This is a genomic window from Hydrocarboniphaga sp. (assembly GCF_028291725.1).
Lineage (GTDB): Bacteria > Pseudomonadota > Gammaproteobacteria > Nevskiales > Nevskiaceae > Hydrocarboniphaga.
Genome location: NZ_JAQGNT010000029.1, coordinates 42223 through 66634 on the forward strand (window position 1 = coordinate 42223; position 24412 = coordinate 66634).

Annotated in this window: 19 protein-coding genes; 13 read left to right on the plus strand and 6 right to left on the minus strand. The window is 66.1% G+C overall.

Going from position 1 to position 24412, the window contains the following annotated elements:
* Window positions 1–258: 258 nt before the first annotated feature.
* The 12 genes from JWQ90_RS08415 (at window position 259) to gfa (ending at window position 14996) form a co-directional block, all read left to right on the plus strand.
* On the plus strand, window positions 259–2109 hold the full coding sequence (locus tag JWQ90_RS08415) for a PQQ-dependent dehydrogenase, methanol/ethanol family (protein ID WP_299692034.1): 1851 nt from the start codon (window positions 259–261) through the stop codon (window positions 2107–2109).
* A 95-nt stretch (window positions 2110–2204) separates the two neighbouring features.
* Window positions 2205–3914, plus strand: a complete 1710-nt coding sequence (locus tag JWQ90_RS08420; RefSeq protein ID WP_299692037.1) for a quinoprotein dehydrogenase-associated putative ABC transporter substrate-binding protein — start codon at window positions 2205–2207, stop codon at window positions 3912–3914.
* A gap of 102 nt (window positions 3915–4016) precedes the next feature.
* Window positions 4017–4622: a c-type cytochrome gene (locus JWQ90_RS08425; protein WP_299692040.1), complete on the plus strand. Its 606-nt coding sequence runs from the start codon at window positions 4017–4019 to the stop codon at window positions 4620–4622.
* Window positions 4623–4670: 48 nt separating this feature from the next.
* Window positions 4671–5693 carry a MoxR family ATPase gene (locus JWQ90_RS08430; protein WP_299692043.1) on the plus strand — a complete coding sequence of 341 codons (1023 nt, stop codon included), beginning with the start codon at window positions 4671–4673 and terminating at the stop codon, window positions 5691–5693.
* 127 nt (window positions 5694–5820) lie between these two features.
* On the plus strand, window positions 5821–6678 hold the full coding sequence (locus tag JWQ90_RS08435; RefSeq protein ID WP_299692046.1) for a DUF58 domain-containing protein: 858 nt from the start codon (window positions 5821–5823) through the stop codon (window positions 6676–6678).
* On the plus strand, window positions 6675–7589 hold the full coding sequence (locus JWQ90_RS08440) for a hypothetical protein (RefSeq protein ID WP_299692049.1): 915 nt from the start codon (window positions 6675–6677) through the stop codon (window positions 7587–7589). Before JWQ90_RS08435 ends, JWQ90_RS08440 begins: the two co-directional genes overlap by 4 nt.
* On the plus strand, window positions 7586–8596 hold the full coding sequence (locus tag JWQ90_RS08445; RefSeq protein WP_299692052.1) for a vWA domain-containing protein: 1011 nt from the start codon (window positions 7586–7588) through the stop codon (window positions 8594–8596). Before JWQ90_RS08440 ends, JWQ90_RS08445 begins: the two co-directional genes overlap by 4 nt.
* Window positions 8584–9171: a hypothetical protein gene (locus tag JWQ90_RS08450; RefSeq protein ID WP_299692055.1), complete on the plus strand. Its 588-nt coding sequence runs from the start codon at window positions 8584–8586 to the stop codon at window positions 9169–9171. Before JWQ90_RS08445 ends, JWQ90_RS08450 begins: the two co-directional genes overlap by 13 nt.
* A 418-nt stretch (window positions 9172–9589) precedes the next feature.
* Complete coding sequence (locus tag JWQ90_RS08455) at window positions 9590–10543, plus strand: vWA domain-containing protein (protein WP_299692057.1); 954 nt, start codon at window positions 9590–9592, stop codon at window positions 10541–10543.
* A 218-nt stretch (window positions 10544–10761) separates the two neighbouring features.
* Complete coding sequence (locus tag JWQ90_RS08460) at window positions 10762–11874, plus strand: S-(hydroxymethyl)glutathione dehydrogenase/class III alcohol dehydrogenase (RefSeq protein WP_299692060.1); 1113 nt, start codon at window positions 10762–10764, stop codon at window positions 11872–11874.
* Window positions 11875–12162: 288 nt separating this feature from the next.
* Window positions 12163–14196, plus strand: coding sequence for a sigma-54-dependent Fis family transcriptional regulator (locus JWQ90_RS08465; protein ID WP_299692063.1), 2034 nt, complete (start codon window positions 12163–12165; stop codon window positions 14194–14196).
* A 218-nt stretch (window positions 14197–14414) separates the two neighbouring features.
* Window positions 14415–14996 (plus strand): S-(hydroxymethyl)glutathione synthase, encoded by a 582-nt coding sequence (gene gfa, locus JWQ90_RS08470; RefSeq protein ID WP_299692066.1) that lies wholly within the window; start codon window positions 14415–14417, stop codon window positions 14994–14996.
* 147 nt (window positions 14997–15143) lie between these two features.
* Here the strand turns inward: gfa and JWQ90_RS08475 are convergent, their stop codons facing one another.
* The 6 genes from JWQ90_RS08475 to JWQ90_RS08500 all read right to left on the minus strand — a co-directional run bounded on the left by JWQ90_RS08475 (window position 15144) and on the right by JWQ90_RS08500 (window position 22870).
* Window positions 15144–16376, minus strand: coding sequence for a porin (locus tag JWQ90_RS08475; RefSeq protein WP_299692069.1), 1233 nt, complete (start codon window positions 16374–16376; stop codon window positions 15144–15146).
* Between the two features lie 362 nt (window positions 16377–16738).
* Window positions 16739–16951, minus strand: a complete 213-nt coding sequence (locus JWQ90_RS08480) for a formate dehydrogenase subunit delta (RefSeq protein WP_299692072.1) — start codon at window positions 16949–16951, stop codon at window positions 16739–16741.
* The gene (fdhD, locus tag JWQ90_RS08485) at window positions 16948–17754 is read right to left on the minus strand and encodes a formate dehydrogenase accessory sulfurtransferase FdhD (RefSeq protein ID WP_299692075.1); all 807 of its coding nucleotides are present in this window, start codon (window positions 17752–17754) and stop codon (window positions 16948–16950) included. The genes JWQ90_RS08480 and fdhD overlap by 4 nt, the downstream gene beginning before the upstream one ends.
* A gap of 62 nt (window positions 17755–17816) precedes the next feature.
* A complete protein-coding gene (gene fdhF / locus JWQ90_RS08490) occupies window positions 17817–20756 on the minus strand; it encodes a formate dehydrogenase subunit alpha (protein WP_299692078.1) in 2940 nt (979 codons plus the stop codon).
* A 9-nt stretch (window positions 20757–20765) separates the two neighbouring features.
* Complete coding sequence (locus JWQ90_RS08495) at window positions 20766–22355, minus strand: NADH-quinone oxidoreductase subunit NuoF (protein ID WP_299692081.1); 1590 nt, start codon at window positions 22353–22355, stop codon at window positions 20766–20768.
* On the minus strand, window positions 22352–22870 hold the full coding sequence (locus JWQ90_RS08500) for a formate dehydrogenase subunit gamma (protein ID WP_299692084.1): 519 nt from the start codon (window positions 22868–22870) through the stop codon (window positions 22352–22354). The genes JWQ90_RS08495 and JWQ90_RS08500 overlap by 4 nt, the downstream gene beginning before the upstream one ends.
* Before the next feature lie 242 nt (window positions 22871–23112).
* Between JWQ90_RS08500 and JWQ90_RS08505 the strand changes: the two genes are divergently transcribed.
* Window positions 23113–24204: a substrate-binding domain-containing protein gene (locus JWQ90_RS08505; RefSeq protein WP_299692087.1), complete on the plus strand. Its 1092-nt coding sequence runs from the start codon at window positions 23113–23115 to the stop codon at window positions 24202–24204.
* Window positions 24205–24412 lie beyond the last annotated feature (208 nt).

Here is a 24412-nt window from a genome sequence, read left to right on the forward strand (position 1 = left end):
CGTGTCACGGACGACACACTGTCGTGGCGCACCCGACTCGCCCCTATCGCAGGGGCTCGCTGACAAGGCCATCACCTACATTTCATCTGATTGAATTCATGTAAAAAAAAGACTCGGTACCAGACTGGCACGCGGGCTGCGTTGAGCTTGCACGAGTCACCCGCGGATGTTGCGCAGACGGTGGCCACTGATCGGTCGTGAGGGCTAGCCCGGGCGGCGACGGAATAACAACACAACGCGAAGCGAGGAGAGCTGCAGATGAATTTCCACACAGTAAGGATGGTCTGTGCCGCGGTGGTGCTGGGGGCGTTCTGCGGTAGCGCCGCAGCCAATCCGGAAGAAGTCCAACGGTCCAAGGATCCGGCTCAATGGGGCATGCCTGGCGGCGATCTGGCGCTGACGCGGCATAGCAAACTCGACGACATCAACACCGGCAACGTCAACAAACTCCAGATGATCTGGTCGCAGTCCAGCGGCACCCTGCGCGGCCACGAGGGCCAGCCGGTCGTCATCACCGAAGGCGGCAAGTCGACGATGTACCTGATCAGCGGCTGGCCGAACATCGTGCAGGCACTCGACCTGTCCGACCCGGACAACCCCAAGGCGATCTGGAAGTACGTCAAGACCACCGACCGCGACGAGTCCGCCGTGCCGCGGGCCTGCTGCGACACGGTCAACCGCGGTCTGTCCTACGCCGCCGGCAAGGTCGTGTTCGGCACGCTCGACGGCTATCTGATCGCGCTGGATGCCAAGACCGGCAAGGAAGTCTGGGTCACCAAGCATGCGTTCCCGGAGAACGGCGAGACCATCACGCCGGCGCCGCTGATCGCCGAGGACAAGGTGCTGATCGGTTTCGGCGGCGACGAGTTCGCCGCCCGCGGCCGTTTCACCGCCTACAACCTCAAGGACGGCAAGAAGGTCTGGGAATGCTCGTCCACCGGCCCCGACAAGGACACCTGCGTCACCAAGAACACCAACAAGGCCCATCCGGAACACGGCACGATGGACGCATCGGTGACGAGCTATCCGGGCGAGGAATGGAAGCGCGGCGGCGGCTCGAGCTGGGGTTTCTACAGCTACGATCCGGAACTGAAACTGGTGTATCACTCAACCGGCAATCCCGGCCTGTGGAGCCCCTTCTATCGCTGCAACCTGAAGACCCACGAGGAATGCAACAGCGGCAAGCAGGACAACAAGTGGTCGATGACGATCTTCGCGCGCAAGGTCGATACCGGTGAAGCGGTCTGGGCTTACCAGATGACGCCGTTCGACCAGTGGGATTACGACGGCATCAACGAGAACATGCTGGCCGACTGGAAAGTCGACGGCAAGGATCGCAAGGTGCTGGTGCACTTCGACCGCAACGGCTTCGCCTACGTGCTCGACCGCACCGACGGCACGCTGCTGCGCGCCAACAAGTACGTGACCGCGAACTGGGCCGAGAAGATCGACCTGAAGACCGGCCGTCCAGTCAAGGTCAAGGAGCACTCTCCGTTCGGTCTCGGCAATAACGTGCAGGCCTGCCCGTCCGCGATGGGCGGCAAGGATCAGCAGCCCTGCGCACTGGACCCGAACGAACCCGGCGTCGCCTACTGCCCGACCAACAACTGGTGCATGGAGCTGGAGCCGCAGGAGCGCTCCCACACCCAGCAGGGCACGGTCTACGTGTTCGCCAACGTGTTCATGTATCCGGAAAAGCCCGGCGTGACCGGCAAGTTCAAGAAGTTCAACGTGCTCACCGGCGAGACCGTCTGGGAAATCCCCGACCAGTATCCGAACTGGAGCGGCGCGCTGCTCACCGATGGTGGCCTGGCGTTCTACGGCAGCCTCGGTGGTGACTTCCGTGCCGTGGATCGCAAGACCGGCAAGGTGTTGTGGAGCCGCAAGCTGGGTTCGGGAATCATCGGCAACCCGATCACCTACAAGGTCGGCGGCAAGCAGTACGTGTCGGTCTGGAGCGGCATCGGCGGCTGGATCGGCCTGCCGGTCACGGCCGGTCTCGATCTTGAGGACAAGTTCGGCGCGATCGGCGCCACCGCGATGACCAAGGCGGCCAACCTCGACAAGATCCCGCAGGGCGGCACGCTCTACACCTTCCGCGTCGACTGAGCCCCGACCGCGGTTCTGCAGTTGCGTTGCAGTAACGCCCGGTGCTCGAAAGACGCACCGGGCGTTCGCACTGACGGGCACCGAAGGAGAGGCACGTGGACAATCGAGTCGATGCAGGCTTTGCATTCCGCAACAGGATTTCGCTGCTGATTCACCCCATCATGATGCTCGGCGCCATCGTGGCGACGAGTGTGTGCAACACCGCCGCGGCCGGCGAGATCCGCGCGCTGCGGGTCTGCGCCGACCCCGGCAACATGCCGCTGTCGAACCAGCGCGCAGAAGGTTTTCAGAACAAGATCGCCGAGGTGCTCGCCACCTCGCTGGGCACCACCGTCACCTACGACTGGCGCGCCTCCACCGAGCGCGGCCTGCTGCGCGGCACGCTCGACGCCAACACCTGCGACGTGATGCTCGACATGCCCGCCGACATGGAGCGGGTGCTGACGACCACGCCGCTGTATCGCAGCGCGTTCGTGCTGGCCTATCGCGCCGATCGCGGCATCAAGATCAAGAATCTCGACGATCCTCAGCTGAAGAAGCTGAAAGTCGGCGTCTACCAGATGTCGGCGATCCGTGAGTCTCTGGCCCAGCACGGCGTCAAGAGCAACACCGTCACTCATTTCATCAGCTACGACGGCGACCGCGTGCCCGAGCACCAGCCCTCGTACCAGGTGCAGCGGATGATCGACGGCCAGCTCGACGTCGTCGGCATCTGGGGCCCGTTCGCGGGCTACTACAAGACGATGAAGAATGCGCCGATCGTGCTGCAACCGGTCAACCTGATGGACGACGATGAGCCGCTGCAGTTCGAGATGGCGCTCGCGGTGCGCCGCGGCGACCGCGATCTGCAGCAGAAGCTCGACCAGGTGCTGCGCGACGAGCAGGGCAAGATCCGCAAGATCCTCGACGACTATGGCGTACCGCTGGTGCAGTGCGACATCTGCGTGATCAGCGGCGACATTCCCGCGCATGGTCCGTACAAGGCGGTGACGCCGCCGACGGTTGCCGAAGCGCCGGCGGCGTCCACCGCCTATGCACCACCGGCCACGCTGGACCAGCTGAAGATCTGGCTCAAGCAGGGCGCCGATCCGAACAAGGAGCTGAGCAACGCGACCACCGCCGGCGACTTGGTCCGTGTGCGCTATCTGATCGAAAAGGGCGCCGACATCAACACCCGCGACGCCGAAGGCTATACGCCGCTGCAGAACGCGGTGCGCACGCGCTACGACGAACTCGCGAGCTACCTGATCGACAACAAAGCCGATGTGAATCTCGCCGACCGCGACGGCTGGGCACCGCTGATGTTCGCCGCCTGGCGCGACAGCCCGGCCAGCATCGCCGCGCTGGTGTCGCACGGCGCCAGGCTCGAGACCCCCAATCCGCAGGGGCTCACCGCGCTGTGCATCGCCGCGCAACAGGGCAAGACCGAGGCGGCTTCGGCGCTGGTCAAGGCCGGCGCCGATATCAACAAGGTCGTCGGCGGCGCCGGTTATACGCCGCTGATGCTGGCGGTGGTCGGCGGCTGGGAAGAGACCGCCGCCGCGCTGATCGGCAGCGGTGCCGCGGTGAACGCGAAGAACAGCGGCGGCATCACCACGCTGATGATCGCCGCTGCCGGCAACCGTGTCGAAACCGCGAAGCTGCTGATCAAGTCCGGAGCGGATATCGACGCAAAAGCCGAGCAGGGCCTGACCGCCTTGAGCATCGCCCAGGACCGCGGCAACGACGCCGTGATCGAAGTGCTGAAGCAGGCACCGCATCACACCGGCAGCGCCGCCGAAGGCTTTGCAAAACCCCGGGCCTGAGCCCAGCCTGAAAATAGTTGACGAACACAGTTGGCGAATGCAGTTGACGAATACAGTTGACGTTGTTCCCCATCGTCATGATGACCAAGGAGATAGACAGTGTTGAAGATAGTCGCAGTCGGTTCAATCGCCCTGATACTGGCTACGATGGCCTATGCGGACGGCAGTGAAGCCGAAAGCCCGCCATCCAAGAAATCGGTTGCCGCAGCAGAACAGGGGCCGCCCGCGGACCCCTCAGCCAATCCGTCCGATGCTCCGTCCACTGCGGCGACAGCCGCGCCCAGCGGCATGCCGCCGCTAGATCGGGTCAAGGCCACGCCCAAGGGCGGGCTGAAGAATCCGTACACCGACGCCAATGCCGACATCGTCGCGCAAGGACAGAAGCTCTACATGAAAACCGGCTGCAACGGCTGCCACGGCGGCGGCGGCGGCGGCGGCATGTGCCCGCCACTGTCGAACGACACCTGGGTCTACGGCGGTGACGACGATACCCTGTTCCGGCTGGTGTCCGAAGGCACCGATGCGCTGCAGAAGGACGGCTATATGCGCAAGGGCCACGAGAACGTCGTCGGGCCAATGCCGCAGCACGGCATGATCATCAAGAGCGACGACGATCTGTGGAAGATCATCACCTTCATCCGCTCCAACTACCGCGGCGGCCCGTCGAAGAAGTTCGGCGATCAGCCGACAGCTCCGGCGACGCAGTAGAACGGTCTCCTCTCCGTTCGGGCGAGAGGAAAACGCGGGGAGGACGCGATGGACAATACGCAAGCCTATCTCGAGCGCTGGCGCAGCAAGGCCCTGCATTTCGAGCACGCGCTCAACGGCATCGTGCTCGGGCTTGCGCCGGCGGTGCGGCTGCTGACGATTTCGATTTTCGCGCGTGGCCACGTGCTGCTCGAAGGCAATGTCGGCGTCGGCAAGACCACGCTGCTGCGCGCCGCGGCGCGCGGTGTCGGCGGTGCTTATCAGCGCGTGGAAGGCACCATCGACCTGATGCCGCACGACATGATCTATCACACGCATGTCGACCGCGAAGGCCGGCCGCGCGTCGATCCGGGCCCGCTGCTGGCGCACGGCCCGAACCTGTCGGTGTTCTTCTTCAACGAGATCAACCGCGCGCGTCCGCAAGTGCACTCGCTGCTGCTGCGGGTGATGGCCGAGCGCAGCGTCACCGCGTTCAATGCCGAGCACCACTTCCCTCACCTGCAGGTATTCGCCGACCGCAACCGCGTCGAGAAGGAAGAAACCTTCGAGCTGCCCGGCGCGGCGCGCGACCGCTTCCTGATGGAGATCGAGATCGCGCCCTCGGAAGACGAGGCAGTGCACCGGCAGCTGATGTTCGAGGAGCGCTTCCACGACACCGACACGCTGATCGCCGGCATCGAGGAAGGCCAGCTCGACTATCGCGAACTCGGCGGCGTCGCGCGGCTGATCCAGTCCAGCGTGCTGGCCGGCGCCGCGGTGCAGGACTACGCCGGCCATCTGCGGCGCGCGACGCATCGTCCTGCGCAGGCCGGCATCAAGATCGACGAGGTCGACATGGACGAGCTGATTCTCGCCGGCGCCGGCCCGCGCGGCATGAGCATGCTGGTGCGTGCAGCCAAGGTCGCCGCCTGGCTCGACGGCCGCCTGCATCTGAGGCCCGAAGATCTGCGCGCGGTGTTTCACGAAGTCGTCGGCCATCGCGTGTTCTTCACGCCGCTCTACGAGCTGCAGCGCGGCCGCATCGCGCCCGAGTTCAGCGCCGCGATACTGCGCCGCGTCCCGGCGCCATGAAGCGCATGGTCTGGGCGATTCAGCGTGTAGGTTGGGGTGAGCGCAGCGAACCCCAACATTGCGACGGTGATCGTTGGGGTTCGCTGCGCTCACCCCAACCTACCCCAACCTACGAAGCCGGGGCATCGTGACCCACCCCGGCTTCGCCACCGTCGACTACCGCGTACAGTGGAAGCCCGGCGGCGTGCTGCCCGGCTCGCATCGCGGCGCGCACGCCGGCAGCGGCCACGAGCTGCGCGCACTGGTGCCGCTGAACGATCACCCCGATCCACGCCGCCTGGATCTGCGCGCGACGTTGCGCGATCCGTATCAGCGCCTGTGGGTGCGCGACTTCAAGCAGAACACCGCGCTGAAGGTCTACGTACTCGCCGACGTATCGGCGTCGATGGCATTCAACGGCCGCTACGACAAGTTCGAACAGATGCGGCGGATCACGATGACGCTGGCGCATTCGGCCTGGCGCTCCGGCGACCGCTTCGGCATGGTCGCCGCCGACGAGCAGCTGCGCCCCGAGCTGAGCCTGCCGGCGCGGATCAACAAGGGCGCCGCGCAGTGGCTGGACCGGCGCATGAGCGCATTCGAGCCGCGCGGGCGCAGCGCGCTCGGGCTGCTGCAGGCGGTGTCGCAGCTGCCGGCCAAGCGCGCGCTGGTTTTTCTGATTTCGGATTTCTGCTGGCCCGAATCCGACACCCGCAGAATCCTGCGCGCGCTGACCCATCACGACGTCGTGCCGGTGGTGCTGTGGGACCCGGCCGAGGACCGCGACATCCCGCGCTGGGGCATCGCGCGCCTGCGCGACAGCGAGACCGGCCGCAGCCGCTATCTCTGGCTGCGGCCGAAGCTGCGCGACAAGCTGCGCGCGGTGTATCAGACGCGGCGCGACGAGCTGCTGCGCCTGTGCCACGAGGCCGGGCGACGCCCGTTTTTCGTACTCGATGAATTCGATCCGGCGCTGCTGACGCGGTATTTCATGGGGGCGGCGTGATCCGCCACGCCGCGCTGTTCGTGCTGGCACTGGCGCTGCCGACGCCGGCCGAGGCGGCAGCCACGGTCGCGGCCGCGCCCGCGTACCGGGTCGAGGCGCGGATGCGCGACACCGGCTACGTGCTCGGCGATCTGCTGCAGCAGCGCGTCGAGATCCAGGTGCCGGACGGCGCCCGGCTCGACGCCGATTCGGTGCCGCGGCTCGGCCGCGTCAACAACTGGCTGGAGCTGCGCGACTGCCGCATCGACCGCCACGACGGCGGCTACACGCTGCTGCTGACCTACCAGATGTTCGGCGTCGTCGAGAACGCGCTGCAGCTGGCGATTCCGGCGTTCCAGCTGCGCTTTTCCGACGCCGCTCATCCCTCGATGCCGACCACCGTCGGCATCGCACCACAGCCGTTCTATCAATCGCCGGTACTGCCGGCGAGCCTCAGCGATACCGATCGCGAGCCGCGCGCGAGCTTCGCGCCCGAGCCGATCGCGAGCGCGTTCTGGCGCCGGGCCTCGGCAGCGAGCTTCGCGGCGGCGCTGCTGCTGGCGTTCTACCTGGGCTGGATCTACGACCGCCTGCCATGGCTGCCACGCAAGCCCGGGCCGCTGACCGCGCTGTTCCGGCGCCTGCGCGGACGCCGCGCACTCGGCCTCGACGCGCAGGCGTATCGCGATCTGCTGCGCCAGCTGCACGCCACGCTGAATCACTGCGCCGGCCAGACCCTGTACATCGACAATCTGTCGCTGCTGTTCACGCGCGCACCGCATCTGCAGCCGCTGCGCGGCGAACTCGAGAACCTGTTCCGGCATTCGCGCAGCGTGTTCTACGACGCGGCGCCGGCGGGCGACGTCTGGCCGAGCACGCGGGTGATCGAGCTGTGCCGCCAGGCACGCGACTGCGAGCGCGGCATCCGATGAACGCGTCCATCGGCGGACTGTCGTTCACCGATCCCTGGCTGCTGCCAGCGCTGCTGCTGGCGCTGCTGCCGCTGGCGTTTCAGGGCCTGCGCCGCTTCGCCTATCCGAGCCTCGCCTATGTTCCGGTCGACTGGCCTTCGCGCCTGCTGCAGGGCGGGCTGCGGCTGCTCGCGGCGTCGACGCTGGCGCTACTGATCATCGCCGCGGCCGGGCCTTATGCCGGCGGCGGCAGCGTCAGCCATGTCGGCAGCGGCGCGCAGATCGTCGTCGTCTTCGACCGCAGCGGCAGCATGTCGGAGCCGATGGCCAGCGGCTGGGACGACACGCGCAAGGGCGAGAGCAAGATCGTCGCGGCGCGGCGCATATTGCTCGATTTCATGCACCAGCGCCGCGGCGACATGTTCGGCATGGTCGCGTTCGGCTCCACGCCGATCGGCGTGGCACCGCTCAGCGACGACCGGCCGATGGCCGAAGCGGCGCTGAAAAGCGCCGAGGCGCGCAGCATGGGCTTTACCGCGATCGGCCGCGCGCTCGGCATGTCGCTGGACTACTTCCGCGATCGCCCCTACACCGCGGCGCGCATGGTGCTGCTGGTGTCCGACGGCGGCGCCGAGATTCCGCCGGCCGATCGCGAAATCCTGCAGACCCTGTTCGTCAACCGCCGCACCTCGCTGATCTGGCTGTATACGCGCGGTGCGCGCGAGCCCAGCGTGATCACGGTTGGCGACGGCGATGGCGACGGTGACGCTGCGCATTCGTCGCAGAGCCTGTCGATGCACCAGTTCTTCTCGCAGCTCGGCGTGCCCTACCAGGTGATGGAGGCGACCAGCACCGCCGACGTGCAGCGCGCAATCGACCAGATCGGCAAGCTGACCAACCTGCCGACGCGTTACCAGGAGCAGCTGCCGCGCCGCGATCTGGCGACGCCGCTGTACAGCCTGGCGCTGCTGATGCTGGCGCTGCTGGCCGCCGCCAAGCTCGCCGAGCTGCGCACATGGTCCGCCTGAGATGGCTGCGGCCGCGGCTGCCGCAGCTCGCCTGGGCTGCGCTGCTGGCCTGCGTCGCGAGCGGCGCTTTCAGTCTTTACCAGTGGCAGCACGCCGCCGCGCTGGACCGGATGATCGCCGATGGCACGCTGATCGAGCAGGCGGCGATTCCGAACGCGCCAGCGGTGCGTTATGCCGCCGGCTGGCTGTATCAGAGGGTCGAGCAGAACCAGCTGGCACTGCAACGCTACGCCGACGCGGAAACCGCACCCGATCCGCATCTGGCCTCGCGCGCCAAGTTCGCGCTGGGCAATCTCTATCTGCAGATCGGCCTGCGCGCCGGCGACATCGCCGCCGGCGGCTCGCATGTGCGCGGACTGGCGCAACTCGAACTCGCGCGCGAGGCGTATCGCGACGCGCTGCGGCTCGACCCGGATCTGCGCGACGCACGCTACAACCTCGAACTGCTGGAGCGCCTGAGCCCCGGCAAACGAGACCAGGGCTGGATGCGCAACGAGCGCAACCAGAAGCTCGGCGCCGGCACCGAGCCCGGCTGGGCCAGCATGCAGGAAAGCTCGATCCGCGGGTTGCCATGACGCGGCAGACGAGCGACCAGGATTCCGCGCGACCGTCACCCTCGTCATTCCCCTCTCCCGCAAGCGGGAGAGACCACCGCAGGCTTGCACCTGCCGGCTTGAATGCCGGAACCGGCCCGCTCCTTCCCCGGCCTGCGGGGGAAGGTTGGGATGGGGGCGCGACGATAGCGCCGCGCCTGCTCGCCCCCACCCCGGCCCTCCCCCGCAAGCGGGGGAGGGAGAGGTTCCTGGGTAGCCCCGTGTTCCTTGCGGACCGGCTCACGGACCATGAACCCGACGAAGGTAGGTCGGCAATCCTTTGCCGACGTGCTCAAGCGATCGGGGCGCACACGTCGGCAAGGGATTGCCGACCTACGTCGCTGGCGGGGCAGCGCCGCTTGCGGGAGAGGGGACTGCTGGTTCAGTCAGTGCCATTCCAATGAAAGGCGCGCACCGCCTGAGCTGGCCACGTCCCAGCCTGCTGCTGTTGCTGCTGGCGATGCTCGTGCTGCTGCCGGTCTACGCCGCGCCATCGCGGCTCGCGCCCGGTATCAGCTATGCGTATCTGTTCGTCATCGACGTCAGCCAGAGCATGAACGTGCGCGACCAGGCCGTTGATGCGAGCCGCGGCGCAGCGCTGGTTTCGCGGCTCGAAGCCGCCAAGCTCGCAGTCGACAGCGGCCTGCGCGGCCTGCCCTGCGGATCGCGCGCCTCGGTCGCGCTGTTCGCCGACGACGAGACGCTGGTGCTGTTCGAACCGCTGGAAATCTGCGCGCACTACCCGGCGATGCAGCGCGTCGTCGCCGATATCAGCTGGCGCATGGCCTGGGCCGGCAATTCGCGGATCGATACCGGCATCGTCAGCGCGATGACCGAGGCCGCGAGCCGCAGCCTCAAGCTGGTGTTCTTCACCGACGGCGACCAGGCGCCGTATCGCGAGCAGGTGCGGCTCAATGAATTGCAGGCGCATCGCGGCGCCACCCGCGGCCTGATCGTCGGCGTCGGCGGCGAGCAGGAGCGTCCGATCCCGAAGCTCGGCGTACATGACGAGATCATCGGCTGGTGGCAGCCGCAGGACGCGGCGCGCAACGGCTTCAATCCAAACATGGCGATCGTGATGGACGGCTTCGAGCCCGCGGCGCGTGGCACGGACACCGCATCGCAGGGGCCGCACGAGCATCTGTCGGCGCTGCGCAGCGAGCCGCTGCAGCAATTCGCACAGGCCGCCGAGCTGAACTACCTGCGGCTCGGCAGGAACGACGCCTATACGCGTGCGCTGGCCGATCCGCATCTGGCGAACTTCGACGTCGCACCGCGCGATCTGCGCATGATCTTCGGCCTGATCGCGGCCAGCCTGATGCTGCTGGCCTGGGTACTGCCTGACAGGCCGTGAGCGCCGCCGGCCGGCTGGGTCACATCCGTCCCAGTGTTGTTGCCTGGCCGACTCAGGCGCGCGCGGCGGATCTTGGCGCCGAGTAGCGTTACATTCTCAAAGCCCTGTTTTTCAGAGATTTATTCACCATGCACACGCTGGCATGCTGGCTGCAACTGCTAGCCTGCAGGCGCTGCTACGCCCAACGAACCACCCATATAAGAGTTAAGAGGAACAACATGAAATCGAGAGCCGCAGTCGCCTGGGAAGCCGGCAAGCCCCTGTCGATCGAAGAGGTCGACGTTGCCGCGCCCAAGGCCGGCGAAGTGCTGGTGAAGATCGTCGCCACCGGCGTCTGTCACACCGATCTGTTCACCTTGTCCGGCGCCGATCCCGAAGGCCTGTTCCCGGTGATACTCGGCCACGAGGGCGGCGGTATCGTGCAGGAGATCGGCCCAGGGGTAACCAGCGTCAAACCGGGCGATCACGTGATCCCGCTGTACACGCCGGAATGCGGCGAGTGCAAGTTCTGCCTGTCCGGCAAAACCAATCTGTGCCAGAAGATCCGGCTGACCCAGGGCCGCGGCGTGATGCCCGATGGCACTTCGCGCTTCTCGATCAAGGGCCAGACCATCCTGCATTACATGGGCACCAGCACCTTCTCCGAATACACCGTGATGCCGGAGATCGCCGTCGCCAGGATCAACCCGAAAGCGCCGCTGGAGAAAGTCTGCCTGCTCGGCTGCGGCATCACCACCGGCATCGGCGCGGTGCTGAATACCGCCAAGGTCAAGCCCGGCGACAGCGTCGCGGTGTTCGGGCTCGGCGGCATCGGTCTATCCGTCGTACAGGGCGCGGTGATGGCCAAGGCCGGCCGCATCATCGCGGTCGATATGAACCCAAGCAAATGGGACATGGCCAAGGCACTCGGCGCCACCGACTTCGTCAATCCCAAGGATTATCCGGGCACACCGATTCAGCAGGTGATCGTCGACCTGACCGACGGCGGTGTCGACTTCTCGTTCGAATGCATCGGCAACGTCAACGTGATGCGCTCGGCGCTGGAGTGCTGCCACAAGGGCTGGGGCGAATCGGTGATCATCGGCGTCGCCGGTGCCGGCCAGGAGATCAGCACGCGGCCGTTCCAGCTGGTCACCGGCCGGGTCTGGCGCGGCTCGGCCTTCGGCGGCGTCAAGGGGCGCTCGCAGCTGCCCGGCTACGTCGACCGCTACCTGCAGGGCGAGATCAAGATCGACGAGATGATCACCGAGGTGCTGCCGCTGGAGGAAATCAACAAGGCCTTCGAACTGATGCACGAAGGCAAGGTGATCCGCTCGGTCATTCGCTACTAGTCGCTGGATCACCATGCAACAAGCGAAAGTACCCAACGCCGCATTTCAGTCCGGGGAGTCGATCCCCGGCCTGTTTCCCGGCCTGTATCGGCTTTGTCCTACTTTCGTCGTAGAACAAAAAGCTTTCAGTCGTCTTTCATTAGAAGTAGCCTCCACGCTCGACAGCGGCGGAATGGATTCGCGCGAGCCTGGCGGCGACATCGGTTCCGGTATCAGGCGGCTTCTTCCGTCGCGTAGATCGATCCCATGCAGATCAGCATGAGGACTATTGCGATAGAGGAGTTTGCTATGCGACCGAGACAAGACGTCCAGGAACACGCTCGCCTGATCGAATCTGCGATGCACGGGCAGCCGGTGGGCCAGGAAATCGGCCAGGTGGTTCGCCATTCGTGGAGCCGCTGCATGGGCAGCTACTCGCTCGATCCGCTGCAGAGCAAGAAGCCGATCATCGTCGAGCGCGGCGACCTGCAGGCGCGGCGCGAACGCTGCGGCGCGCTGCTGCCGATTGCACGCGTCGAGATGCTCGGCCTGTCGCGGCAGATGCAGCACTCGCAGTACGGCATCATGCTGACCGATCGCGACGGCGTGATCCTATGCTACACCGGCGACCCGGGCTTCTCCGACGTGGCGCGCCGCAGCGGCTTCCGCGAAGGCGCGGTCTGGAGCGAACGCGAACTTGGCACCAACGGCATGGGCACCTGCCTGATGATGCAGCGCTCGGTGATCATCCATCGCTCCGAGCATTTCCTGGTGCAGAACACCGGGCTGACCTGTACCGCGGCGCCGATCTTCGACATGCAGGGCAACGTGATCGCGGCGCTGGACATCTCCGGCAGCTCCAGCGAGCCGCAGATGCATACGCTGGCGCTGGTCGAGATCGCGGCGCTGAACATCGAGAACCGCGCGCTGTTAGAGGCGGCACGCTCGCACTACGTGCTGCGTTTCCACCCGTTCCCGGAATTCGTCAGCACGCCGGGCGAGGGCGTGCTGGTGTTCGACGTCGCCGGCGTCGTCATCGGCGCCAATCGCAGCGCACTGGAACTGCTCGGCTTCCGCGACCACAAATCGCTGTGCGGCGAGCGCGTCGACGCGGTGCTCGACACCACGCTGGCGCAGCTGATCGCGCTGTCGATGCGGCCCTCGCCGCGGCCCGAGCCGGTGGCCGCGCACCTGGGCCATCTGCGGCTGTTCGCGGTGGTGCAGGCACCGGCGCCGGAGACGCTGTGCACGGTGCGGCTGGCCACGCCGTCTTTGTCGATCGGCTCGCCGGACGGCATGGAGTCGCGCGACCCGACGATGGCCGCCAATTACCACATCGCGCGCCGCGTGATGAACCGCGACATCTCGATCCTGCTGCTCGGCGAGACCGGCACCGGCAAGGGCCATTTCGCCAAGAGCATCCACAAGGCCAGCGCGCGCGCCGAGCAGCCGCTGGTCGCCGTCAACTGCGCCGCGATACCGGAACAGCTGATCGAAAGCGAGCTGTTCGGCTACAAGCCCGGCGCATTCACCGGCGCGGCGCGCCAGGGCAGCATCGGGCGCATCCTGCAGGCCGACGGCGGCACGCTGTTCCTGGACGAGATCGGCGACATGCCGCTGTCGCTGCAGGCGCGCGTGCTGACGGTGCTCGAGGATCGCGAGGTGATGCCGCTCGGCGGCAGCAAACCGGTGCCGGTGGATATCCGCATCATCAGCGCGACCCATTGCGACCTGGTCGAGATGATCGCCCGCGGGCAGTTCCGCGACGATCTGTACTACCGCCTCAACGGCATCACGCTGACGATACCGCCGCTGCGCCAGCGCCAGGATCTGCGTGACCTGGTGCACCGCCTGCTGCTTATGGAGGCTGGCGATCGCAGGGTGCATGTCGACGAAGCCCTGGTCGAGCATCTGGTGCGCTGCCCCTGGCCGGGCAATGTGCGCCAGCTGCGCAACGTGCTGCGCAACATTCTCGCGCTGAGCGAGAACGACGAACTCGGCGAGGCCGATTTCGACGAGCGCTGGCTGCATGGCGGCCTCATCAGCGCGCGGCCAGCGCTGCCGGTGACACCGGTGAGCCCGATCGCGGACGAGGACGACACGGATACCGACGACGCGCTCGGCGACGCCGAATGCGAGGCCCTGCAGCGCACGCTCGAAGCCTGTCACTGGAATGTCAGCGAGGCGGCGATCCGGCTGCACGTCAGCCGCAAAACCATGTACCGGAAGATGCACCGCCACGGTCTGGTGCGCCAGGGCACCGGCTTGAATACCGGCAAGTTTGCAAATGAGCTTGCAAATGAGTTTCCGACTTTATCCGGATCAGCGCATACGACGAGCTAGCCGCAAGCGTGGTCGGTGGCCGATGCCGACACGAAGCAGGATGCGCAGCTCCACGATGTCCTGCCCCGGCCACCGAGCAAGCCCGACCACGGGCCTGTGTAGCGATCGCTAACCACAGCGAACGCTACCCACACTGTAAGAAGATGGAGGAGTTGCCATGAGTTCAGCACCGTCCCGCACGCCCGCCGGCGTCGCCCCAGTCAAGGGGAGATAAGGCAATGGCCAGCGCAATCTCGATTCATCCCTCGCTCGACAACGGCATCAAGCCCGGCGCGTCCGGCAATTTCGCCGGCGGCACGCTGACATGCAAATGCGCGCAGAACCCGGTCAAGGTCAAGCTCAGCGCGCAGACCGCGCACAACCACGCCTGCGGCTGCACCAAATGCTGGAAGCCGGCCGGCTCGCCGTTCTCGGTAGTCGCCGTGGTTTCGCGCGACGCGGTCAAGGTCACCGACAACGCCGACAAGCTGTCGATCGTGGACACCAACGCCGCCATCCAGCGCCATGCCTGCAAGGGCTGCGGCGTGCACATGTACGGCCGCATCGAAAACCAGAAGCATCCTTTCTACGGGCTCGATTTCGTTCACACCGAACTGTCGGCGGAAAGCGGCTGGTCGGCGCCGGCCTTCGCCGCGTTCGTGTCGTCGGCGATCGAAGGCGGCGTTCATCCGTCGAAGATGGACGCGATCCGCGACCGCTTCCGCGAACTCGGCCTGGAGCCCTACGACTGCCTGTCGCCGCCGCTGATGGACGCGATCGCGACGCATGTGGCGAAAGCATCGGGCGTGCTGAAGGACTAGCAATCTCTGCAACTGTAGGAGCGGGTCATAACCGCGACTGTGCACTGCAAGGTCTCAGTCGCGGGTATGACCCGCTCCTACAGTTGGTTCACGCAGCCCCATAAAAAAGCCGGGCATTGCGCCCGGCAGTCTTACAGCGGAGACGACCTAGAACGACATGAAAGCGCCGACGTTGAAGTTGCTGCTCTTGTTCTCGGCGCCGTTGTGGGCCTGGGCCTTGACGTCGCTGAACTCGGCCAGCAGCGTCAGGTTTTTGGTCAGGCTATGGTAGACGCCGAGCGTGTACTTGCTGTTCTTCTCGACCAGGCTGGATGAGGCCTCACCGTCGGCCAGATCGAGATTGCTCTCGCCGTAATTGACGCCGAGCTTGGTGTCACCGAGCTTGTACGTCGCCTGCGCGATGAAACCGTCGGAGTCGCGCTTGTCGCCGGCTCCGTCGCTGCCGTTGATGAACAGCCCGGTCGTACCCAGGCCGCTGCCGGCGTAGTAATACGCCATCAGTTCCGCGGGCCCGAACGTCAGCTTGCCACCGGCGTCGAAGCCGGTGCTGGTGAAGTCCGATGCGTTGGTCACGCCTTCCTGCTTCTGCGTGATCGCGGTTGCCGACAGATAGACCGGGCCGGCCGTATAAGCGACTTTGCCGTGAAAGCCCGGCGAGGACTTGGGCGTCGACGCGCTGCCGGCCGGATTCACCGGCTCGAAGATGCCGGCGGTGAGCTTGAAGCCGGCGAAATCGGGCGTCGTGTAATTCATCTGCGCCAGCGTATCGACGTAGATATAGCCGAGACCGATCGAACCCAGCGTGGTGTTGGCCGGCGAGCCGCTGGAAGAACCACCGGCGACGCCGACACCCGGCAGCGTCATGTCGTTGATGATCGCGTCGAAGCCGAACAGGCCGAAGTTGCGGCCCAGCATGAAGGTGCCCATCTGCTTGTTGCCGAAGGTCATGTAGACCTGGCGGACATCCAGGCCGGTGGTGCCCAGCGCGGTGTTGGTGCCGGCACCGCCGCCGTCTTGCTGCAGGTTCGGGCTGCCGCCGTCGTTGGTGGCGATGCCCGGATACAGGCCGAAATGAGCCTCGATGTCATAGCCCTGCTGCGTCGTCGCCGCGCCGAAGGTCAGCGCCGCCGGCAGCAGGCCATTGCTGATCGACGAGGTGCTCTTCGAAGTATCGCCGCCGGCGGTGCAGGCCAGTCCGCCGGTGACGACGGACGGGCTGTCGTCGCAACTGGAATAGATGTAGTGGACGTTGACGTTGCCGTTGACTGTGAACTTCCAGTCTCCTGCCTGGATATCGATCGCCTGTGCGGCGGTGCTGCTGATGAGGGCCGCGGATGCGGCCGCGAGACAGATACCGCGACGCTTGTTCTGCATTTGCATGGTGGACTCCCACTCGAGTGTGTGCCGCAGCACGGCTACCGCAGATGGGTATGCGGCCGGCGCTGCGTCCTGCTGCCGTTTCTCCTGTAAATCCCGGCAGCTGAATGGCTTCGAGCAACGCCCGTGCCCGATGTGGATCGGGCTTCAAGTCCTTGTTATGGCTTGTTATTGCGAGAGGATCGAAATGAATCGCGATACCCGGCGATCGCCGAGTGGAGCCGCACCGACACAGCATCGCGTCAACCTGTGTGGCGTGTGCGGCCGAACGGTTGCGCGTCGCCGTAGGTTGGGGTGAGCTTGCGAACCCCAACGGTTGTTACGCGCCACTGTTGGGGTTCGCTGCGCTCACCCCAACCTACAAATCACAGGCGGGCGATTGCGGCGCGCGCGCTCGGTGCAATCTCGGCGACGCCGCCTTGCAGATGCGCGATCAGCTTGCGGCGCATCCGCGGGTCCCAGAATTTGCGCAGATGGTTTTCGATGCCGGCAATCGCGGCATCGTGATCCGGCTCGGCGTCGAAGAAGCCGGCGATGTCGTTGACCATCTGCACCAGGTGATCGGGCGAGGCATTCATCGAAATTTCTCCGGCCGCAGGATATCGGCCGCGGCATTCTGCACTCGCGCCGGCCGGGTGTAGACCGTGCAGCGCTCGTCGCGCGCGAAGCCGACCAGGGTGATGCCGGCCTCGTCGGCCAGATCGATCGCCAGCGAAGTCGGTGCCGAAATCGCCACGACCATCGGGATGCCGGCACTCGCCGACTTCAGCACCATTTCGTAGCTCGCGCGGCTGGTCAGGACCGCAAAGCCGTGCGCCGCCTGCACGCCGGAAAGCGCGAGCGCACCGATCAGCTTGTCGAGCGCGTTGTGGCGGCCCACATCTTCGCGCAAGTAGCGCAGCGTGCCGTCGGGTGTGGCCCAGGCGGCGGCATGCACCGCACCGGTCGCCGCGTTCAGGGGCTGCTGGTAACGCAGCTGGACCAGCGCCCTGCGCAGCGCGGACGGGTCGACCACGAAGCCGGCGGCCGCATGCGGCGGCGGGCGCAACACGTCGGCGATATGGCGCGTGCCGCAGATGCCACAACCGCTGCGGCCCTCGATGCCGCGCGGACGTTCGAGCAAGCGCTCCAACCGCTGCGGTGGAATCCGCAGCGACAGCTGCACGCCCTGCTCCAGCGCGACCTGCTGAACCTCGAGCAATTCCGCCGGGCTTTGGATGATGCCTTCACTCAGCGAAAAACCGAGCGCGAAATCGGCCAGATCCAGCGGCGTCGCCATCATCACCGCATGCGGCTGGCCGTTGTAGACCAGCGCGATCGGGGTCTCCTCGGCGATGCTGTCTTCGCGCTCGATCACCTCGCGGCCGACGATGCGGCGCACACGGCGATTGAGCTTGCCAGCGTGTGTCCTCTCCCCCGCTCGCGGGGGAGGGAGACCAGCGTTCAGCGCGCATCAGCTGCATCCCTGGCCTCCAACAGCTCCTGCTGCCGCTCCGAAAACTCGCGGTAGCGCTTCTGCCATTCGGACGGCTGGCTGACGCGCGTGACTTCCACCGCGGTGACCTTGTATTCGGGGCAATTGGTCGCCCAGTCGGAGTTGTCGGTGGTGATCACGTTGGCGCCGGATTCGGGGAAGTGGAACGTGGTGTAGACCACACCCGGCTGCACCCGCTCGGTGACACTGGCGCGCAACACGGTTTCGCCGGCGCGGCTGGCGATGCCGCACCAGTCGCCGTCCTTGATGCCGCGCGTTTCGGCGTCGCTGGGATGCAGCTCCAGCCGGTCCTCGCTGTGCCAGGTGACGTTCTCGGTGCGCCGCGTCTGCGCGCCGACGTTGTACTGCGACAGGATGCGGCCGGTGGTCAGGATCAGCGGGAATTTCGCATTGACCTTCTCGCTGGTCGGCACGTACTCGGTGACCATGAAGCGGCCCTTGCCGCGCACGAACTCGTCGATATGCATCGTCGGCGTGCCTTCGGGATGCTGCTCGTTGCACGGCCACTGGATGCTGCCGAGCTCGTCGAGCCGCGCGAAGCTGACGCCGGTGAAAGTCGGCGTCAGCGCCGCGATCTCGTCCATGATTTCGGACGGATGCGTGTAGTGCATCGGGTAGCCCATCGCGTTGGACAGCAGCTGCGTGATCTCCCAGTCGGCGTAGCCGGACTTGGGCTTCATCACCTTGCGCACCGGCGAAATCCGGCGTTCGGCATTGGTGAAGGTGCCGTCCTTCTCCAGGAACGACGAACCCGGCAGGAACACGTGCGCGAACTTGGCGGACTCGTTCAGGAACAGGTCCTGCACGATGATGCATTCCATCGCGGTCAGCGCAGCGGTCACGTGCTGCGTGTTCGGATCGGACTGCGCGATGTCCTCGCCCTCGATGTACAGGCCGAGGAACTCGCCGTCGAGCGCCGCCTCGAACATGTTCGGGATGCGCAGGCCGGGCTCGTTGAGCAGGTTCACGCCCCAGGCGTTTTCGAGCAGATCGCGCGCCGCGTTGTCGGAGACGTGGCGATAGCCCGGGAATTCGTGCGGGAACGAGCCCATGTCGCAGGAGCCCTGCACGTTGTTCTGGCCGCGCAGCGGATTCACGCCGACGCCTTCGCGGCCGATGTTGCCGGTCGCCATCGCCAGGTTGGCGATGCCCATCACCATCGTCGAACCCTGGCTGTGCTCGGTGACGCCGAGGCCGTAGTAGATCGCGCCGTTGCCGCCGGTCGCGTACAGCCGCGCCGCCGCGCGAACCTGCGCGGCCGGCACGCCGGTGACGGCTTCCATCGCCTCGGGCGAATGCAGCGCATCGCCGACGAAATGGCGCCACTTGTCGAAGGACTCGATCTCGCAGCGCTCACGCACGAAGTCTTCTTTCACCAGGCCTTCGGTGACGATCACATGCGCCAGCGAGTTGATCAGCGCGACATTGGTGCCGGGCCGCAGCTTCAGATGCTGCTGCGCCTCGATGTGCGGCGTGCGCACCAGGTCGATACGGCGCGGATCGGCAACGATCAGCTTGGCGCCTTCGCGCAGCCGGCGCTTCATCTGCGAAGCAAACACCGGATGGCCGTCGGTCGGGTTGGCGCCGATCACCATGATCACGTCGGCCTGCATCACCGAATCGAAGTTCTGTGTGCCGGCGGATTCGCCGAGGGTCTGCTTCAGGCCATAACCGGTCGGCGAATGGCAGACGCGCGCGCAGGTGTCCACATTGTTATTGCCGAAACCGGCGCGGACCAGCTTCTGCACCAGGTAGGTTTCCTCGTTGGTGCAACGCGACGAGGTGATGCCGCCGATCGAGTCGCGGCCGTACTTGGCCTGGATGCGCTTGAACTCCGAGGCCGCGTAGCCGATCGCTTCCTCCCAGCTGACCTCACGCCATGGGTCGGTGATCTTGGCGCGGATCATCGGCTTGTAGATGCGGTCGGTATGCGTGGCGTAGCCGATCGCAAAGCGGCCCTTGACGCAGGAATGGCCGTGGTTCGCGTGGCCGTCCTTGTTCGGCACCATGCGCACCACTTCTTCGCCCTTCATCTCGGCGCGGAAGCTGCAGCCGACGCCGCAGTAGGCGCAGGTCGTGGTGATGCTGTGCTCGGCCTGGCCCATCGAGATCAGCGATTTCTCCGACAGCGTCGCGGTCGGGCAGGCCTGCACGCAGGCGCCGCAGGACACGCATTCCGAATCGAGAAAATCCTCGGCCTGGCTCGCCGACACTTTCGAGTCGAAGCCGCGGCCCTGGATCGTCAATGCCAGGGTGCCCTGCTGCTCGTCGCAGGCGCGCACGCAGCGCGAGCAGACGATGCACTTGGAAGGATCGAAAGTGAAATAAGGGTTCGACTCGTCCTTGGCGACGAAGCGCGGGTTGGCCTCGCCGCCCTGTTTGGCATAGACGTGGTTGTCGCCGTCATAGCCGTAGCGCACTTCGCGCAGGCCGACCGCACCGGCCATGTCCTGCAGCTCGCAATGGCCGTTCGCGGGGCAGGTCAGGCAGTCCAGCGGGTGATCGGAGATGTACAGCTCCATCACGCCCAGGCGCAGCTCGGCGAGCTTGGCATTCTGCGTGGTGACTTTCATGCCCGGCGCCACCGGCGTCGTGCATGAAGCCGGATAGCCGCGCACGCCGTCGATCTGCACCAGGCACAGACGGCAGGAGCCGAATGCGTCCAGCGTTTCGGTCGCGCACAGCTTGGGGATGTTGATGTCGTTGAGCGCGGCCGCGCGCATCACCGAGGTGCCTTCGGAGACGCTGATCTCGCGGCCGTCGATGGTCAGCGTGACGAGCTTGGCGGCTACATCGACGTCGCCGCCACTGCGCATGCCGACGTTCTTCCATAGCCGTGCAGGGCGCGGCGCCGGTGTACCGAAATCTTTTTCGACGATGGACAACATGTGAGGCTCCTAGCCCGCCGCCTGCAACGGCTGCGGGACTTTTCGAAAATCTTCAGGGAAATAATCCAGTGCCGACAGCACCGGATACGGCGTCAGACCGCCGAGCGCACACAGCGAGCCGAACGTCATCGTCTCGCACAGATCGCGCAGCAGCGCTTCCTGCTTGGGTGAGTCCAGCCCACTGCACAGCCGGTCGATCACTTCGACGCCGCGCGTCGAGCCGATGCGGCAGGGCGTGCATTTGCCGCAGGATTCGATCGCGCAGAACTCCATCGCGTAACGCGCCTGCGCCGCCATGTCGACGGTGTCGTCGAACACCACGATGCCGCCGTGGCCGAGCATGCCCTTGACCGCGGCGAAAGCCTCGTAGTCCAGCGGCGTATCGAAGGTCGACTCGGGCATGTACGCGCCGAGCGGGCCGCCGACCTGCACCGCGCGGATCGGCCGGCCGCTGATGGTGCCGCCGCCGTAGTCATAGAGCAGCTCGCGCAAGCTCATGCCGAACGCAATCTCGACCAGGCCGCCCTGCTTGATGTTGCCGGCGAGTTGCATCGGTAGCGTGCCGCGCGAGCGGCCCATGCCGAAGTTCTTGTAGTACGCGGCGCCGCGCTCGAAGATCACCGGCACCGAGGCGAAGGTGATCACGTTGTTGATCACCGTCGGCTGGCCAAACAGGCCCTTGATCGCCGGCAGCGGCGGCTTGAAGCGGATCTGCCCGCGCTTGCCCTCGATCGATTCCAGCAGCGCGGTTTCTTCGCCGCAGATGTAGGCGCCGGCACCGAGCCGCACTTCCAGATCGAAGCGCTTGCCGCTGCCGCGGATGTCGCCGCCCAGATAGCCGCGCGCGGTCGCCGTCGCGATCGCCGCGTTCAGCGCGCGATGCGCATGCGGATATTCGCAGCGCAGATAGATATAGCCGCGCGTGGCACCGACCGCGAGGCCGGCGATGGTCATGCCCTCGATCAGCGTGTACGGATCGCCTTCCATCAGCATGCGATCCGAGAACGTGCCGGAGTCGCCTTCGTCGGCATTGCAGACGATGTACTTCTGCTCGCTGGGCGTGTCGTGAACCGCCGACGCGCCGTGCGCGTCCAAGACAGTTTTCCACTTGATGCCGGTCGGGAACGCGGCGCCGCCGCGGCCGCGCAGGCCGGACTCGCTGACCGCCATCACGATCGCGCCGGGCTCCAACAGCAGCGCATTGTCGAGCCCGCGATAGCCGTCGTGGGCGACGTAGTCGTCCAGATCCAGCGGATCGATGACGCCGACGCGGGCAAAGCTGAGCCGCTGCTGCCGCTTGAAATAGGGGATTTCTTCGGTGAGCCCCTGATTCAGCTCGTGCGCGCCGCCGTGAACCAGATCGGCATCGAACAGCGCCGCCACGTCCTCGGCCTGCACCGGGCCGTAGGCGATACGGCCCGCGGCGGTTTCGACTTCGACCAGCGGCTCCAGCCACAGCATGCCGCGCGTGCCGTTGCGGATCACCCGCGCATCGACACCGCGAAACGCCGCTTCGGCGACGATCGCCGCCGCGGTTTCATCCGCACCGACCGCGAGCGCCGAGGCGTCGCAGGGCACGTAAATGCGGATCGCGCTCATGCGGTCGCCCTCGCCTGCGCCAGCAGCTTATCGAAGCGCTGCGGCGTCACCCGGCCCTGCAGTTTTTCGCCGACCATCACCGACGGCCCGAGCGCGCAATTGCCCAGGCAGTACACCGGCTCCAGCGTCACCGCGCCATCGGCCGTGGTGCCGTGAAAATCGACACCGAGGCTGCGCTTGGCGTGGGCTTCGAGCGCCACCGCGCCGACCGCCTGGCAGGCTTCCGCGCGGCACAGCTGCACCACATGACGACCCGGCTTGTGCTCACGAAAGTAGTGATAGAACGTGACCACGCCATGCACTTCGGCGCGCGACAGGTTCAGCTCGTAGGCCACCAGCGCGACCGCGTCCTTGGGCACGTAGCCAAGCGCGTCCTGCACGCCGTGCAGCACCGGCAACAGCGCGCCGGCGCGCTGCTTGTTGGCGGCAATCGCGGCACGCACGGCGGCGCGTTCGTCCGGCGGCAGGGCCGAGCCCGGCTCGGGCTGGATGGGGATGATGCGGCGCGCTTTCATGCGGGTTTCCTGAGATTCGGTTTCGTAGGGCGGGTCGCGGCCGGTCAGCTGGTATCGGCAGGCCGGTTATATTGTTCATATCGGCGGGCTAGAACATATTTGTGCGCGCCCTTGAACTAGACTCTGTTCCGCAGAAGCTAGCACCAAAACCGATTGACCCGAAACAATAGGCGTGAAATGTCCGTTTATACTGGCTTTATAAAGCCAATATCGCGGCACCGTGCGCCCCTGGAGACAACACCATGTTCAAGCTGTCGATCAAACCGCAATGGCAGCTCGCCCGCGGCGACGAGCGCCACCTGCTGCCGCGCGTCGTCGAGCTGCTGATCGGCATCCACGAGACCGGCACGCTGGCAGGCGCCTGCGCGCGGATGAAACTGTCGTATCGCTACGCCTGGGGCATCCTGCAGGAAGGCCACCTGGCCTTCGGCGTGCCGCTGGTCGAGAGCCGGCGCGGGCGCGGCGCGACGCTGACGCCGCTGGGCGAGAAGCTGGTCTGGGCGGACAAGCGCATTGCGGCGCGCCTGTCACCGATATTCGACAGCCTCGCCTCGGAGCTGGAAGTGGAGCTGGAGCGCGCGCTGTCCGACGCCCAGGGCATCCTGCGCATGCAGGCGAGCCACGGCTTTGCGGTGGAGCTGCTGCGCGACTGGTTCGCGCGCCAGCAGATCCCGCTGGATCTGAAATATCGCAGCAGCTACGAGGCGCTGTCGGCGCTGGATGCCGGGGCCTGCGACGTCGCCGGCATCCACATCCCACTCGGCGAATTCCAGGCCCCGGCGCTGGAGCAGTACCGCGCCTGGCTGCGGCCGGATTCGCAGCGGCTGATCTGGCTGGCGACGCGGCGCCAGGGCCTGATGATCGCGCGCGGCAATCCCAAGCACATCAATGGCCTTGCCGACCTGACGCGCGGCGACGTGCGCTTCGTCAACCGCCAGCTCGGCTCGGGCACGCGCGTGCTGCTGGACCTGCTGCTGCGCCAGCAGACCATCGACGCGCACCGCATCGACGGCTACGACACCGGCGAGTACACGCATGCCGCGGTCGCCGCCTACGTCGCCAGCGGCATGGCCGACGCCGGTTTCGGCGTCGAGACACCGGCGCAGCGCTTCGGCCTGGACTTCATCCCGCTGGCGACCGAGCGCTACTTCTTCGCCTGCAGTACCGACTTCCTGGCCACGACAACAATGACGCGCGTGATCGCCAGCCTGCGCAGCCCCGAGTTCAAGGCCGCGATCAACGCGCTCGCCGGCTACGACGGCATGCAATCGGGCACGGTGATGACGATCGCCGAGGCCTTCCCTGAATTCCGCGATACTGCGGTACGCACGTAGCGGCTCCGGCTGTGTATCGGGCGTACACGTCGGCAAGGGATTGCCGACCTACGGTTGTATCGCAACGCTCAATCCGAGCCACTGTAGGAGCCTACAGCGCCGACCTGCGCCGTAATCGCGAAGCAAACGGGGTGCGCGCGATTGTGGAAGGTTTCAAGATAGAGGGTGCGTGAGGAAGGGAGGCCGTCACCGCACTGGTGTGCTTGCA

Coding starts and splice junctions, on each gene's coding strand:
- JWQ90_RS08415 (WP_299692034.1), top strand. CDS start 259: ATGAATTTCCACACAGTAAGGATGGTCTGTGCCGCGGTGGTGCTGGGG.
- JWQ90_RS08430 (WP_299692043.1), top strand. CDS start 4,671: ATGGACAATACGCAAGCCTATCTCGAGCGCTGGCGCAGCAAGGCCCTG.
- JWQ90_RS08445 (WP_299692052.1), top strand. CDS start 7,586: ATGAACGCGTCCATCGGCGGACTGTCGTTCACCGATCCCTGGCTGCTG.
- JWQ90_RS08450 (WP_299692055.1), top strand. CDS start 8,584: ATGGTCCGCCTGAGATGGCTGCGGCCGCGGCTGCCGCAGCTCGCCTGG.
- JWQ90_RS08455 (WP_299692057.1), top strand. CDS start 9,590: ATGAAAGGCGCGCACCGCCTGAGCTGGCCACGTCCCAGCCTGCTGCTG.
- JWQ90_RS08460 (WP_299692060.1), top strand. CDS start 10,762: ATGAAATCGAGAGCCGCAGTCGCCTGGGAAGCCGGCAAGCCCCTGTCG.
- JWQ90_RS08465 (WP_299692063.1), top strand. CDS start 12,163: ATGCGACCGAGACAAGACGTCCAGGAACACGCTCGCCTGATCGAATCT.
- gfa (WP_299692066.1), top strand. CDS start 14,415: ATGGCCAGCGCAATCTCGATTCATCCCTCGCTCGACAACGGCATCAAG.
- JWQ90_RS08475 (WP_299692069.1), bottom strand. CDS start 16,376: ATGCAAATGCAGAACAAGCGTCGCGGTATCTGTCTCGCGGCCGCATCC.
- JWQ90_RS08480 (WP_299692072.1), bottom strand. CDS start 16,951: ATGAATGCCTCGCCCGATCACCTGGTGCAGATGGTCAACGACATCGCC.
- fdhF (WP_299692078.1), bottom strand. CDS start 20,756: ATGTTGTCCATCGTCGAAAAAGATTTCGGTACACCGGCGCCGCGCCCT.
- JWQ90_RS08495 (WP_299692081.1), bottom strand. CDS start 22,355: ATGAGCGCGATCCGCATTTACGTGCCCTGCGACGCCTCGGCGCTCGCG.
- JWQ90_RS08500 (WP_299692084.1), bottom strand. CDS start 22,870: ATGAAAGCGCGCCGCATCATCCCCATCCAGCCCGAGCCGGGCTCGGCC.
- JWQ90_RS08505 (WP_299692087.1), top strand. CDS start 23,113: ATGTTCAAGCTGTCGATCAAACCGCAATGGCAGCTCGCCCGCGGCGAC.